This window comes from Pseudomonas sp. IT-P294, from assembly GCF_949767865.1.
Taxonomy (GTDB): domain Bacteria; phylum Pseudomonadota; class Gammaproteobacteria; order Pseudomonadales; family Pseudomonadaceae; genus Aquipseudomonas.
Map to the genome: position 1 here is coordinate 1 of NZ_CATKQW010000044.1, position 14,385 is coordinate 14,385.

General features: G+C 59.5%; 12 protein-coding genes. 6 read left to right on the top strand and 6 right to left on the bottom strand.

The genetic code is table 11. The features are described 5' to 3' along the window. Nucleotides 1–100 precede the first annotated feature (100 nt). The 3 genes from ACM6I0_RS22770 to ACM6I0_RS22780 are packed head-to-tail and all read left to right on the top strand — an operon-like array spanning nucleotide 101 to nucleotide 3,669. Nucleotides 101–760: a paraquat-inducible protein A gene (locus ACM6I0_RS22770; protein ID WP_285435172.1), complete on the top strand. Its 660-nt coding sequence runs from the start codon at nucleotides 101–103 to the stop codon at nucleotides 758–760. Beyond that, a complete protein-coding gene (locus tag ACM6I0_RS22775; protein ID WP_285435174.1) occupies nucleotides 747–1,370 on the top strand; it encodes a paraquat-inducible protein A in 624 nt (207 codons plus the stop codon). Before ACM6I0_RS22770 ends, ACM6I0_RS22775 begins: the two co-directional genes overlap by 14 nt. Then, nucleotides 1,363–3,669: an intermembrane transport protein PqiB gene (locus ACM6I0_RS22780; protein ID WP_414923350.1), complete on the top strand. Its 2,307-nt coding sequence runs from the start codon at nucleotides 1,363–1,365 to the stop codon at nucleotides 3,667–3,669. Before ACM6I0_RS22775 ends, ACM6I0_RS22780 begins: the two co-directional genes overlap by 8 nt. Before the next feature lie 212 nt (nucleotides 3,670–3,881). Here the strand turns inward: ACM6I0_RS22780 and mksF are convergent, their stop codons facing one another. Genes mksF through mksB form a run of 3 tightly spaced genes read right to left on the bottom strand, consistent with a single transcriptional unit; the run spans nucleotide 3,882 to nucleotide 8,684 of the window. Then, the gene (mksF, locus tag ACM6I0_RS22785; RefSeq protein WP_414923351.1) at nucleotides 3,882–6,722 is read right to left on the bottom strand and encodes an Mks condensin complex protein MksF; all 2,841 of its coding nucleotides are present in this window, start codon (nucleotides 6,720–6,722) and stop codon (nucleotides 3,882–3,884) included. Further along, nucleotides 6,719–7,420 (bottom strand): Mks condensin complex protein MksE, encoded by a 702-nt coding sequence (gene mksE, locus ACM6I0_RS22790; protein WP_222588453.1) that lies wholly within the window; start codon nucleotides 7,418–7,420, stop codon nucleotides 6,719–6,721. Before mksE ends, mksF begins: the two co-directional genes overlap by 4 nt. Then, nucleotides 7,410–8,684 (bottom strand): Mks condensin complex protein MksB, encoded by a 1,275-nt coding sequence (mksB, locus tag ACM6I0_RS22795; protein ID WP_167360476.1) that lies wholly within the window; start codon nucleotides 8,682–8,684, stop codon nucleotides 7,410–7,412. Before mksB ends, mksE begins: the two co-directional genes overlap by 11 nt. 206 nt (nucleotides 8,685–8,890) lie before the next feature. Here mksB and ACM6I0_RS22800 point away from each other — a divergent pair, with 206 nt between their 5' ends. Beyond that, nucleotides 8,891–9,631, top strand: coding sequence for an energy transducer TonB (locus ACM6I0_RS22800; RefSeq protein ID WP_414923482.1), 741 nt, complete (start codon nucleotides 8,891–8,893; stop codon nucleotides 9,629–9,631). Then, complete coding sequence (rimI, locus tag ACM6I0_RS22805) at nucleotides 9,624–10,076, top strand: ribosomal protein S18-alanine N-acetyltransferase (RefSeq protein ID WP_090179968.1); 453 nt, start codon at nucleotides 9,624–9,626, stop codon at nucleotides 10,074–10,076. Before ACM6I0_RS22800 ends, rimI begins: the two co-directional genes overlap by 8 nt. 57 nt (nucleotides 10,077–10,133) lie before the next feature. Here rimI and ACM6I0_RS22810 read toward each other — a convergent pair whose 3' ends face one another. Next, nucleotides 10,134–10,538, bottom strand: coding sequence for a serine kinase/phosphatase (locus tag ACM6I0_RS22810; RefSeq protein ID WP_414923352.1), 405 nt, complete (start codon nucleotides 10,536–10,538; stop codon nucleotides 10,134–10,136). Between the two features lie 141 nt (nucleotides 10,539–10,679). On the opposite strand from ACM6I0_RS22810, the gene can reads away from it, so the two are divergent. Further along, a complete protein-coding gene (gene can / locus ACM6I0_RS22815; protein WP_222588451.1) occupies nucleotides 10,680–11,324 on the top strand; it encodes a carbonate dehydratase in 645 nt (214 codons plus the stop codon). Nucleotides 11,325–11,431: 107 nt separating this feature from the next. Here can and ACM6I0_RS22820 read toward each other — a convergent pair whose 3' ends face one another. Further along, entirely contained in the window at nucleotides 11,432–12,604 is a 1,173-nt protein-coding gene (locus ACM6I0_RS22820; protein WP_414923353.1) for a hypothetical protein, read from the bottom strand. 74 nt (nucleotides 12,605–12,678) lie between these two features. Then, nucleotides 12,679–14,385, bottom strand: a complete 1,707-nt coding sequence (locus tag ACM6I0_RS22825) for a J domain-containing protein (protein WP_414923354.1) — start codon at nucleotides 14,383–14,385, stop codon at nucleotides 12,679–12,681.

Sequence of the window (14,385 nt, forward strand, 5' to 3'; positions counted from 1 at the left end):
CCCGCAGGAAAATGCTCGTCCGTGATAGCACAAATTTGCACAGTTATTTTTGGTTCATGACACTAGAATAGGTCCAACTTTTTCGGAGCCAGAGCCTCTTATGCCAGATCCGGTTGACACCTCAAGGCTGTCAGAATTACCGCTGGAAGACCTGGTAGCGTGTCATGAGTGTGACTTGCTGATGCGCAAGCCTGAACTCGCCCGAGGCGAGAAAGCACTCTGCCCGCGCTGCGGCTACGAGCTCTATGCTCATCGACACAATGTCGTGCATCGCAGTCTCGCTTTGGTCATCGCCGCTTTATTGTTGTACATCCCGGCGAACTTTTTACCCATCATGCAGCTCAATCTACTCGGGCAGTCCTCGCAAGACACTGTCTGGACTGGCGTTGTCGGCTTGTTCGAGACCGGCATGCAAGGCGTCTCGGTGGTTGTATTCCTGTGCAGCATGGGGATCCCGCTGCTCAAGTTGCTCTGCCAATTAATGGTGTTGTTGAGCATCCGCTTTGATATCGGACGCAGCTACGGTTTGCTGCTCTACCGAATTTATCACCATCTACGGGACTGGGGGATGCTCGAGGTCTACCTCATGGGCGTACTGGTGGCGATCGTCAAACTGGCAGATATGGCAGCCATTACCGTAGGCCTTGGATTAGCGTGCTTTATCGGTTTGTTGTTGGTCCAGGTCTGGTTGGAGGTGGTGATGTCGCCTCATCAGATCTGGCAGGCTTTGTCAGGAGAGAATGCCCATGCGGGCGATTGATGCGGGCATTCTGATTTGTACCGAATGTCATGAATTGAACAAGCAGCAAGCGGACACCGACGAGCAGAGCTGCACCCGTTGTGGTGCGCTCGTGCATGTCCGTCGGCCGAACAGTCTAGTGCGTACCTGGGCGCTGCTGATAACCGCGGCGATTCTCTATATCCCGGCCAATATGCTGCCGATCATGACTGTCAGTTCCTTGGGGCAGGGTGATCCGAGCACCATCATGTCCGGCGTCATTCAGTTGGTTCAGCACGGCATGATTCCCATCGCCGCCGTGGTTTTTATCGCCAGCATTCTGGTACCCACGTTCAAGTTGGTGGGTATCGCGTTGCTACTGTTTTCGGTGCAGCGCCGCCAACCACTTTCGGCGCGACAGCGAATCTGGATGTACCGCTTCATTGAGTTCATTGGACGCTGGTCGATGCTGGACATCTTTGTGATCGCCATCCTGGTGGCGGTCGTGAATTTCGGACGGCTTGCCAGCGTCGAAGCCAATCTTGGCGCCATCGCTTTCGCCAGTGTGGTGATTTTGACGATGCTTGCCGCAGTAACTTTCGATCCCCGACTGATTTGGGATAACACGGAGTCGGACGACGACCATGAATGACTTGCCTGTAGCTAAAACCCGACCGGCCTCGAATTGGTCTGCCATCTGGGTATTGCCCCTGATCGCATTGATCATTGGTGGCTGGCTCGGCTGGCGTGCCTATAGCGAAAACGGCATCGAGATTCAGGTGCGCTTCGAAAGCGGTGAAGGCATTCAGGCCAACAAGACCGAAGTGGTCTACAAAGGCATGTCGGTCGGCAAAGTTAAAGCCCTTAAGCTTGATGACGAAGGCAGTTCAAAAGGCGTCATCGCCACCATTGAGATGAACAAGGACGTTGAGCCCTACCTCAAGACGGGCACACGCTTCTGGCTGATCAAACCAAGCGTGACGCTTGCCGGTATCACCGGGTTGGAAACCCTCGTCTCGGGTAACTACGTCGCCGTCAGTCCCGGCGAAGGCGAACCCACTCGCAAGTTCAAAGCGTTGGCCGAAGAACCACCGCTGTCGGACGCCAAACCCGGTCTGCACCTGACGATCAAGGCTGATCGTCTCGGCTCGCTGAGTCGCGGCAGCCCAGTGTTCTATAAGCAAATCAAGGTCGGGCAGGTCAAAAGCTACGTGCTCTCCGAAGATCAAAGCACGGTTGAGCTCAAAGTCTTCATTGAGCCGACCTACGCCAACCTGGTGCGCAAACACACGCGTTTCTGGAACGCCAGCGGCATCAGCATCGACGCCAACCTGTCGGGCGTGAAAGTGCGCAGCGAATCCCTGGCCAGCATCGTCGCTGGCGGCATAGCGTTCGCCACACCGGAAAACCGCAAGGACAGCCCACCGACCGATCCAAGTCTGCCGTTCCGTCTCTATGAAGACTTCGACGCCGCTGCCGCCGGTATTCGGGTGAAGGTCAAGCTCAGTGACTTCGAAGGCTTGCAGGCCGGTCGCACACCGGTCATGTACAAAGGCATCCAGGTCGGCAATCTCAAAGCGCTGAAGATCGATCCAGACCTGTCCGCCGCCACGGCCGAGTTGACCCTTGATCCATTGGCCGAAGATTATCTGGTCGAAGGCACTCAGTTCTGGGTAGTCAAACCGTCGATCTCGCTCGCCGGCATCACCGGTCTGGAAGCCTTGGTCAAAGGTAACTACATCGCCGTGCGACCGGGCGACAAAGGTGCGGCGCCGCAACGTGAGTTCGTGGCGCGTCCGAAAGCGCCGCCGCTGGACTTGCGCTCCCCGGGTCTGCACCTGGTGTTGTTCACCGAAAACCTGGGCTCACTGGAAGTCGGCAGCCCGATTCTCTACAAACAGGTCAAGGTCGGTTCGGTCCAGAGTTATCAGTTCTCCAAGGTCAAGAAGCAATTGGTCATCGGTGTGCACATCGAGAAAGAATACGAAGGACTGGTCAATGCCTCTACGCGTTTCTGGAATGCCAGTGGTGTCACGCTCACGGGTGGATTGACCGGCGGGATCCAGGTCAAAAGTGAGTCGCTGCAAAGCCTGTTGGCCGGGGGCATTGCATTCGAAACCCCGCGAGCCAATGCGCCATTGAAGAAGCGCATCCCTCGTTTCCGTCTGTTCCCCAGCCATGAAGAGGCGAATCTCAAAGGCACCGTGGTGACCATCAAGGTTGACCGTGCTGATGGCTTACACAGTGGCACGGCGGTGAGATTCAAAGGCCTGGACGTTGGTAAGGTCGAAGACGTCGACCTCAGCGATGACCTGCAATCGGTCCTGCTCACCGCGCGAATCACCGAAGTCCCTGAGCGTATCGCCCGGGTCGGCAGCCAGTTCTGGGTGGTCAAGCCTGAACTGGGGCTGATCAAGACCGCTAACCTCGAAACCCTGGTCACCGGTCAATACATCGAAGTGCAGCCGGCACTGAAGAATCTTGGACCGCAGAAAAACTTTGTCGCCCTGGCCAATCCACCGGAAACGGCCAAGCAAGAAGCCGGTTTGAGCCTGGTATTGAGCGCCGCGCGCCGTGGTTCGTTGAAGATCGGTGTGCCTGTTACCTACCGCGAGGTCACTGTCGGCAAGGTGACAAGCTATGAGCTCGGCCAGACGGCAGATCGTGTATTGGTGCACATCCTGATCGAGCCAAAGTACGCGCCATTGGTACGCAGCGGCACGCGTTTCTGGAACACCAGTGGTTTCGGTTTCGACTATGGCTTGTTCAAAGGTGCGACGGTTCGTACCGAGTCGCTTGAGACACTGATTCAGGGCGGTATCGCCTTCGCTACGCCGGACGGTGAGCGCATGGGTAGCCCGGCGCGGGCCGAGCAAACCTTCCCGCTATTCGACAAGTTCGAAGATGAGTGGCTGACCTGGGCGCCGAAGATTGCCCTCGGTAAGCAGTAGGGTTAATTGGCGTCGGTGATGACGCCTTCGCGGGCAAGCCCGCTCCCACATTGATTTGGGCCGTACACAAAATTTGCAAACGGCGCTGACCACTGTGGGAGCGGGCTTGCCCGCGAAGGGGCCCTCAAGCTCACGTACAATGTCCAGCTCTAAACAAAAAAGGCCGCAATCCATTGGATCGCGGCCTTTTCATTGCCTTCGATTAATGCAGGTCAGACGGCATCCAGCTCCGGCTCATCCGCTTCAACGTTAACTAGGGCCTTCACCTCATCGTGACGGCGAATGTACTTCCAGTCCGCCTCATCGATGTAGATCCCGTTAGGTCCGCTACCACCTTCCAGGTCAATCGCCACACTGGCGCAGACCTGTGGTTTCACGCTCGCCAGAATCGGTACGAAGCCCAGTTGCAGGCTGGTCTCCAGCAACGCGGCCTGGTTCTTCTCGTCGATGTCCGCCGCTTCGTCGAGGTAGTACGGCAGGCGCACACGACCGGCCTGGTCGCGGTCCATCAAGTGCAGCAACAAATACATGTTGGTCAGCGCCTTGATGGTCATCGTGGTGCCATTGGAAGCAGCGCCGTCGATGTCGGTGTGGATCACCGGCTGGCCGTTGACCTTGGTGATCTCGAACGCCAACTCGAACAAGTCCTTGAGGCCGAGCTGGTTGTGGTTCGCCGCCACCAGCCGCGCCAGGTATTCCTTGGCCTCTTCGTTCTTGTTGTCCTGCTCGGCGCTTTGGCTCAGGTCAAAGACGGAGAGGGTTTCGCCTTCTTCGTACTGGCCGGCGCTGTGGATGATCTGGTCGATGTGCTTGAGCGCTTCCTTGTTCGGCGCCAGTACGATACGGAAGCTCTGCAGGTTGGAGACCTGACGCTTGTTGATCTCGCGGTTGAACAGCGCCAGTTGGTGCTCGAGGCTGTCGTAGTCGCTGCGAATGTTGCGCAGGGTCCGGGCAATGTCGGTGACCGCCGCACGGCGCGCCTTGCCAAGGGTCAGGGCTTCGTCGGTGCGGTGTGCATAGGCGTTGATCAGCAGTTGCAGTCGACGCTCCATATCGTCTTCGCTGTCGAACTTGGCCACGCCCTTGAGGCGAACCTGTGCATACAGCGCCTCGATCTGACCATCGCTGCGCTGCAAACCTTGCCAGCTGTCTTGATAGTCGTTGAGTAGCGGCAGCAGGTTGTCCATGGAATCGTCGATCGGGTCCATGAATGGCGTGCCGAACGGCAGGTCTGCCGGCAGTAGCTGACGACGGCGCAGGGCGTCGTCGAGGGTGCGTTGCTTGGCTTCCATGTCGCCGATTTGTCGACCAACCAGTTGCAGCTTGGCGGACAGTTGCTGGACGCGTTCGGTGAAGGCGTCGCTGGAGCGCTTCAATTCGTCCTGCGCGGCTTCCATCTGCGCGAGTTGTTCGAGCTTGTCGCCTTCTTCGGCGCTCAGGGTCTGCGTGCGACGGAAATCTTCCAGGGCTTTCTGCGCATCCAGCACCTGCTGGTACAGCGCCTCGGTCTGGGTCTTGCTCGCGGCGCGGTCGGCGGCCACGGCAGCTTGAGTTTTGAGCTGCTTGAGTTCTTTTTCCAGACGCTCTTTCTGATCGCGCAACGCCGCGCGGTCAGCCAGGGCCTGCAGGGCAGGGGGTTCGATGTTCGAGATGTCGATGGACAGGCCCGGCACTTCAAAGCGCTCGCCTTTGAACCCGTCGAGGATCAGCTCCATGGATTTGACCCACTGACCGTCCTCGTCCAGCGTGATGCCGTGCTCGCCCAGCGGCAGGCTGAACAGCGCGCTGTTGAACAGGCGCATCAGGCGCTCGACGTCCTGTTGCGAGAACTCTTCGCGCAGACGGGCGTAGCTGTTGTTGTCGGCGTGGTCGAGTTGCTGCTTGACCGACTTCAGGCGTTTTTCCAGATCGCGCAGACGCTCTTCCAGATCTTCGGCGCTGAACTGCCGCGACTGGGCCAGCGCACCGGCCAGTTCGTCGTGCGCGTCCTTGGCCGCGAGCAATTGCTGCTCCAGCACTTTGACGTCATCGACCAAGGCAAATCGATTCTTGAGCGCAGACAGTTCACCGAGCCAGCGCTGGATACCGGTGATTTCCCGTTCCAGGCGCATCAACTCCTGCGTACCACCGCGCTGATCGTTTTGCAGCGCGTCCTGTTCGTTGCGGTAGTGTTCGGCCTGAATCGTCAGCTCTTCCTTGCGCGCACTGGCGTAGTCCGACCAGGTGCCGAGCAACGAGTCGAGCAGCGGCGAGATCCGGTGCAACTTGCCGCGCAGGATATTGCGCTGGGTCACGCCTGCCGCAAGGGCTTCAACCAACGGGCCGGCGGTGACCAGCGAGTTGTAGTCCTGCTCCATGCGTCGCACATCGCGGAACGCCTCTTCACACGCGGCGATGTAATCGACACTGCCGGAACGCAAGCTGTGTTCGAAGGCATCGAGGAACAGTTGCTTGAGCTTGGCCGCAGTGATTTCGCGCATGTGCAGCAGGTTGATGAACAGGGCGCGGAAGGTCTTCAGGCTCTGCTCGCTGGTGGAGCGCAGCGGGATCAGTGTCAGGTCCAGCGGAACCGAGGTGTGACCGCCGACCAGCAAGCGGCGCAGTTCATCCGGCTTGAGTTCGTAGGCTTTGAGGCCTTCGCGTTCAAGGTTGGTGAACAGCTCTTTCTGGCGCAGGCACGTGTCGTTCTTCTGATAGTGCGCCAGATCCAGTTTGCCGGCGTAGGCAAAGAACTGGTGACCGAAACCACCGCCCGGGCCGCGACCGACCACGCCGATCACGTGTGGACCGTGGGGCAGCGCGACTTCAACGAGGATGTAACTGGTGTCCGAGGCGAAGTAGAACCGTCGGGATTGTTCCAGGCTGTACTTGCCGAAACTCATGTCCGACATGCGCGCCAGAATCGGGAACTGCAGCGCGTTGATCGACGCAGATTTACCGAGGTTGTTCGCGCCGTAGACCGACAACGGTTCTTCCAGTGGAAACAGCCCGAGGCTGTAACCGGCGGTGTTCAAAAGGGCGAAGCGGCGGATGCCGTAGCGTTCCTTGCTCATGCGTCGGTCTCCTGTTCTTCTGCAATGGCGCGGGCCATGGCGTCTTCTTCGCTTTCTTCTTCGAAGTCACTGAGGTCCAGCGGATCGTCGGTTTGCAGCAGTTTTTCGTCGCTGTCGTCATCGATCAGGACTGGAACTGGCAACGGCAAGACGCTGTGCAGGCTGGCCGCCAGATCGCGGTCCTGCTGAACCGACAAGCACACGTCGAGGAAACGGTGCATCGGCGGCAGGAAGCGATAGATGCCGTTTTCTTCGCCAGCGAAGCCGAGTTGGGTCATGCGGCGCATGATCTTTTCTTCCAGATCTTCAACGGTCTGCACTTCGGCCTGAATGAACAGGTCGCGGTACTTTTCCAGCAAGGAAGGCAATTCATCGCGACCGAGGCTGCCACCATCGAGCACGGCGACCGGGTCACGGCCCTGGTCGGCCAGGTGCTCGACGAGGATGAAGGTGAACAGCGCCAGACGCTGGGCAGTCTTGTTCACGGCGGCGGCAGCCAGGTCCGGGACGAAGTAGTAGAAGCCACGGGTGTCGCAGACCAGTTCAAAGCCCAATGCCTTGAACAGCGTACGGTACTGGTCCTGGAAGTTCGACAGTTGGGCGTACAGCTCCGGGTCGCGGCGGCTGACGTGGTAACCCTTGAACAGCTCGCGAAAGATCGGCGCCAGCTGGGACAGTTCGTTTAGATCAAGATGCATGTGGGGTGCTCGCAGAATCCTCGGCGGTGTCGCGGGCCGAGAGCAGGGCGAAGGAGCGCAGGCTGACCTGGTGCTCATGAGTGTGGTAATCGCGACGTTCCAGACGCTCGCGTTTGAAACGTTTCTCGCGAGACAGGCGCGAGAACCAATACAGCAATTCGTCGGTGGCGCCGTCCGGTTCCTGCTCCAGCAGCCAGGTCATCAGGTCCGGCATCGGCAGGGCGTCTTCGCAGCGTTCGAGCATTTCCCGAACCGTGCGTGGCGCGCGTGGCGCTTCGCCTTTCTGGGTCTTGTGAGCCTTGGGGAAACGCGCCGGTTTCGGCTCGAATCGGGCCAGGGCATACACGTAGGCTTCGACCTGACTGGCGCTGCCGAGGAAGGTGCTTTGCGGCCGGGTGAACATCGGCATAGCGGCTTGTGGCACCGCATCGATCCCTTTACGGCGAATGGCCGACAGGGCCAGCGCCGCGCCACGGGTCACGGCGTTGTGGCGGCGGGCCTCTTCACGCAGCGGCAGCAGCAGTTCGCGGGCATGACGCAAGGTCAGTTGCGCGCTGGTCTGCATTTCGAGGATGCGCGCGTGGGTGCGCAGCAGCATGTCGTCATCGACCAGATGGCCGAGGCGCTGCTGTTCGCTGAGCATCTTCAGCAGTACGGTTTCGACCTTGCGCACGCCTTGTTCGAAGGCGCCGTCGGCGTTCACCAGATCGATCATCGGCTCGACGTATTCGTCCCAGGTCGCCAGTACTTCCGCATAACGCTGACGCAGCGGAATCTGCCGGTCGCTGGTCTTGGCCCGTTCGGCCACGGCTACCAGTGCCTGTTCGTCGTTGTCGAGTTTCTTCAGAACGTCGCGCACACGCATGTCGAGCAGACGCAACTGGCGCGCCAGGTCGTGGCCGTCGCGAATGTCGAAGGCGTCCTGGATGTAACCGGCCAGACGCTCGAGGTGACGCAAGTAGGCTTCGATTTCCAGGCACAGGCCCAGACGGTGCTCACGGCGCAGGTAAGCGAGGAAGTCGTGAATCTGTGCGTTGAGCTCGAAACGGTTCGGGCTTTTCGCCACCGGAACCAGAATGTCGAGGCGGATCCACACGTCCAGCAAGCTGGTGATGTCCTGCGGCGTACTGTCGAGTTGCTGGGCGGCCAGCTGCGTGCGCAGTTCGTTGAGGCTCAAGGTGCCCTGGTCGAAGTGCTCGCACAGTGGCTCCAGAAGTGCCCAGTGTTCAGCGAGGGCGCGCAAGACGCGCTTGGGTTCGATCATCGGAATGGCCGGCTGGTTAGCGATTAAAAGCCGCGATTGTACTGCATCACAGGCGTGTCGATTCACTCTCGGGACGGAGTGTCGGTTTTCTATCGATCAACAGCGGGCGATCTTTAACGAAGGGCGGTAGAATCACCGCACTTTAGTTATCCACAAGTGGCCGACCTTTGCTTATCGAGTCCCGTCGCCGCGCCTATTTGACCGCCATGCAGGTGGTCAACTGGCTGCCGCGCACCGAATTGCCCTTTGCCGCGCCTTCGCGCCCCGAGCTGCTGGAGATACCCGAGCCTCTGGTCGTCGCGCCAGTGGTGCCGGTTCCTGTGGCCGAAGCGCCCGTGGAACCCGTGGTCAAACCGGCCGAGCGGGTGAAAATCGAGGTGCCACGTCCTTCCCTCGCCAGCACGCGCACGAACGCCAAGGTCGAGGAAGAGGAGGCACCGGTCGCGCTCAAGGCTCCGGTCGTGCCGCCACCGCGTTTCGCCCTGCAATTGCTGCGCGCCGGTCGTTGCCTGCTGCTGGTGGAGTTACCCACAGGCGAAACCTTCCAGACCCGCGATCCCGCCTATCTGTTGCTCAAGGACATGCTGCGTGCCGCCGGTCTGCCGGACAGCCCGCAGATTGTCGGCGAGCCCGTGCGTTGGCCGTTGCTGGTGCGGGGCACCATGGATCAAGGTCCTGAAGCCGCCCGTGATTTTGTGCAGGGGTTTCTTTCGGCCCGCCTGGAAGACGCACCGTGCGTCTGCGTGTGGCTGATCGGCCTGCCGGCGGTGCGTTTTGCCGGGGAGGCGAATGCAGAATCCTTCAATCGCGAACTCCAGGTCGAAGGCCTGGGCTCGGTCTGGGCCCTGCCGGGCCTGGAATTATTAATGGAAGAGCCACAGCGTAAGGCTGATGTCTGGCAAGCCATGCGTCGGCTGATGGCGCGTTGGAAAGAATCGAATGAGTGACGCTGTATCGTTTCGCCCGATGACCGAGGCGGACCTGGACGCTGTCCTGAAAATTGAATACGCGGCGTACAGCCATCCCTGGACTCGCGGGATTTTTCTGGACGGGCTGGGCAAGTACCAGATCTGGCTGATGTTCGAAGGGCAGCAGCAGGTCGGTCATGGCGTGGTGCAGATCATCCTTGATGAAGCGCACCTGCTCAATATCACCGTCAAACCGGAAAACCAGGGGCGTGGCCTTGGCCTGACGCTGCTTGAGCACTTGATGTCCCGGGCGTATGAAGCCAAGGCGCGCGAGTGTTTCCTGGAAGTGCGTGACAGCAACCGTGGCGCGTTCAAGTTGTATGAGCGCTATGGGTTTAACGAGATCGGGCGGCGGCGGGATTACTACCCGGCGGTTGGCGGTCGCGAAGATGCGGTGGTCATGGCCTGCACATTGGTGGATTGAGTCACTTCAAGAACATCGCGGGCAAGCCCGCGATGGGGTCCTGACGAGCACTAAATATCAACGATTACCGTCCATCGGATCGCGCCGCGCCAGTTCCTCTTCATCCAGCCCATTGCCTCCACCAATGTCGTCTTCATCGACAATGCTTAAATCCCAATCTGCCTGATTGCCTTCACCGGCCTCATGAGCATCCCGCGCGCCGTCTTCACGAATCAACGTTTCCGGGCTCATGTCGTCATCGGTGGGTTCATGGTCATTGGTCGAGGCGCCCGTCATTCCGGCCTCACGCACGCGTTCACGGGGCATCAATCGCTCGCGTTCGTTTTCCGGCAGTTCATCGCCAATTCTGGCGCTGGGCTCTTCCTCGTCGAAATCAAGCTCATGCAGCGAGCCCATGCGGTCTTCGTTATCATCGATGGGCTCGGGTTGCGCCGCATCGTACGGACGTCGTGAATCAGTCATGGCAATTCCTCATACTGTGGGCCTTACTAAGGTGGACCCACGGGGCTCCTGAGAATTCCACCGGCCATAGTTGTATCAAGCGCGTGACCTCGACGGACGGTTGTCTGTCAAACCAGCGCATCATTCTTGAGGCTTTACAGCATGAACGAATTACAAGATCTGATTGATAACAACGAACGCTGGGCCGAAGCGATCAAGCAGGAAGATCCGGACTTCTTCTCCAAGCTGGCCCGTCAACAGACGCCGGAATACTTGTGGATCGGCTGTTCCGATGCCCGCGTGCCGGCCAACGAAATCGTCGGCATGTTGCCGGGCGACCTGTTCGTCCACCGCAACGTAGCCAACGTGGTGCTGCACACGGACCTCAATTGCCTGTCGGTGATCCAGTACGCGGTCGACGTGCTCAAGGTCAAACACATCCTCGTCACTGGCCACTATGGCTGCGGCGGCGTGCGTGCCTCGATGCAGGACCGACAGCTGGGCCTGATTGACGGCTGGTTGCGCTCGATTCGTGATCTCTATTACGAAAAGCGTGAAGAACTGGCCGTGCTGGCGACCGAAGAGGAGCGGGTAGACCGTCTTTGCGAGCTCAACGTGATCCAGCAGGTCGCCAACGTCGGGCACACCAGCATTGTGCAAAACGCCTGGCATCGCGGGCAGAGCCTGTCGATCCACGGTTGCATCTATGGCATCAAGGACGGTCGCTGGAAAAGCCTGAACACAACCATCAGCGGTTTTGAGCAACTGCCGCCGCAGTACCGTCTGCGTCCGGTTGAAGCGCAGTAGAGCGTTTCGACAAAGATCACGCCGACGCTAAAACTGCAGGTGATCGGGCACATGAGCTGAATGCCGTTGCGCGTGAGCCATCGCTCACGCGCAACGTCTACAGGCGATTACAGCGCTGGCACTGGCACCGCTGTCTCCGGTGCTGGCGCCTGCAGCCGGCTGAGCTGCGATTGGATCGGCGTCGTTGCGCACTTGGCCACGGCTTGTTCAGGCGTCAGGTTGCGGATCGAGGTGTAGAACAGCTCACAGGTTTTCTCTTTCTGGGTCACTTGCCACGTCTGCGTGCAGCTTTTCAGCTGAACGGCAGGATCGCTGCCCGGTTTGCTGCCCATGCCGGCTTGCCAGCAGGCGGCGCTCAAATCCTGCCCCATGACGGTCAGCCCCGCGGCATCGGCCTTCGCCTGGGCGTCTTCGCCGGTGTAGGTGGCCGGATCGGCGGCGTACCAGATATAACTTGGGTGATTGGAACCCAGCACCGGCACGTTCACCCCGGCGCTCGGGCTGATCGTGGCCAGCCCCAGCACATTCACGGTCGGGCCATATTGCTGCTTGATCCAGTTACGCACCGGCGCGCCGAAGGCAACCATCGGCAATGCCGCACCGTGGGCGTTCTGGCTGACTTCCTTGACCATGGTGGTCTGGTAGTCCTTGAAATAACCGTAGACACCTTCCAGGTCCTTGCCCGCAGTGGCCGGCGCAGCAATCGGCGCGATGTCGATGATAGTCTGATAGCCCGGCGTCTGGGCGGCTGGAATACCGTTGTCCGTCAGCAGCGTGGCCCAGCGATCCGTGGTGGCCGAGCGCAGGTAGTCCTGGGCCTGAGTCAGGGAGTAATCCGGCGGGAAGTGCAACAGTTCGACACTTTTACGGTTTTCCAGAGCCATGCCCAGCGGCAGGAACAGATACCAGCTGTAGGCCCATTTGCCATCGACGTTGAGTTTTTTTGCGCCGGAGTAAGCGAGGTCGCCCGCATCGAGCAGCCTGGCCAGCGGTTTTTCGTAACCCTTTGGCACGCCGCTGATGTCGGCGTAGAGGTGGTCGTTATCGGTTTTGACCCGTACTTTCGCGGTGCTGTAACCATCGCGTTGCACGCTTTGGGTCAGGTAATGCTCGACGGTCTGCTCAAGCGTCCAATGACGAAAGCAGATGACGTTGCAGTTGTTGGGATAAGAGAACAGCCGCGTAACGCGTTCGGTGCTGCCCAGTTTCAGATCGACGTCGGCGTGAGCGGCGGCGCTCAGGGTGAGCGCCGCGAGGGTAAGTCCTGTCAGTTTTAACATGCTCAGATCCTTTTCAGCGTGGACCCGCGTTAATCGCGGGCCATAGCTACTTAAGCAGATCGGCCGACAATCGCTCAGCTGAACCTCAAACGAGTCAGGTGATAGTCCGGGTAATACATCAGGCACACGAGGATGCCCCCGACCATGAACAGCAAAAACACCAACTGCAGCGGGCTCAAGTGCGCCCAATGCAGCGCCGTCAGCCATGGCCGTCGGGCGCTGAGTTCAGGGTCGAGCTGCCCGATGCGCCGTTTGTGCAAGAGACCGATCAGCATAAAGCCGAGGTAAGTCACCACGCCCGGCCAACCGAGCATGATCCCGAACAGCAACGCGAGCACGGCTTGCGGTCCACCATGTCGTATCACCAGCCAGCGGGTGTCCGGGTTCCAGTGCCGGGGCACGAGGCCCTCGGTCAGCCAAAGGTCCTGGACGATAAATTGCGACGTGATCGGCACCCACCAACTCAGGGCGAAGCGCAAAAAACAGACCGGAACGAAGGCCAATATCAACGGCATGCCGATGCTGTAGCCCAGGGATTTGTGCTCGGTCGGCAAATAAAACAAAAACATCGCCAGGGCAATACTCGCCCAGACCTGCACCCAGGTTTCGTCGGCGATGGGGCGTGGCAAAAAACGTCGCCAGTGAAAGACATCGGCATGGGGCAACCGTAAACGCAATTGCGGATAGCGCCACTTGAGGGTTTGCGCCAGGTCATGACAGGCCTGCCACTCGTTCTGGCCGAAGCCGTCGATCATTTTCTTCTGTTGGCCATCCTTCATCGGGTTCATCAGCAACTGCGCGGCCTGAACGTCGGCGGCCCAGGTCCGGCTGTCTTGCGCCTTGGCGCGCAGGTTTTCGTAAAAACTCTCCTGATGGCAGCGTTCCATCAAGGCCGCCCACGTCGACGCAGGCTCTGGATGAATACCTTTTTCGTCGTCCCAGCCAAACACCTGCCCGACGCGGTCAAACAGCGGCAGGCTCCATTCGGTATCGCTGAACAGTTGCAGGATGATTCGCTGCCATTCCTGGCGACGATCAAACACTTGTAGCCAAGGCTGCGCCGTATAGTTTTTGAGCAAGGTGAGAAACTCTCGCTCCTTGCCGCCTTCAAGCAATTCCTGCAACGCCTGCCGATAATCCTGCAGCAAACCGCTGGCGAGGGCGTCTCGCTGCCAATCGGTCATTTGAACGTTTTGCCAGGGCGCCAACCAATCGAGGTGCTGGACTGCCCACTTGGCGACCGGATTGCGCAGACCCGGATGATCGAAGCACAGCGCCAGCAGCAACTGCTCAAACGCTTGGGCGCATTGCTGTTGTTGTGCCTGCGCCCAACGTTCGGTCAGGTTCTGTTCCGTGAGCCCGTCGATCAATGCCCGCGCCGCTAACGCCTGCGGCGCGACAAGCGGCTCGTGCAATGGCTGAGCATGGAAAGGTGCAAGGTTCAGCGAGCGGAGCGGAGGCGGACTTTCAAGTTTCAAGGGGTGCAGAAAGGGAGGGTTTTCGATGTTCAGCGGTTGAAGGTCGAGCACAGCGGACCACGCCTGTAGGTTGGCGTGATTCGGCTGTTCTGCGCCTTCGGCCATGGCGACTTCGTGCTCGGGCGAAGCATTTTCGGCCCGCCATTGGGCAGCTTCCAGCGCATGCTCATAGGCTTCGCGCAAACGCTGGAAACCCTCGGGATCTTCATCGGGCCGGAAGGTATTCAGCAGTCGCGCGTAACTGCGCTTGATGGTGCGCGCGTCGGCGTCTTCGGGTAATTGCAGTACTGACCAGCAATCCAT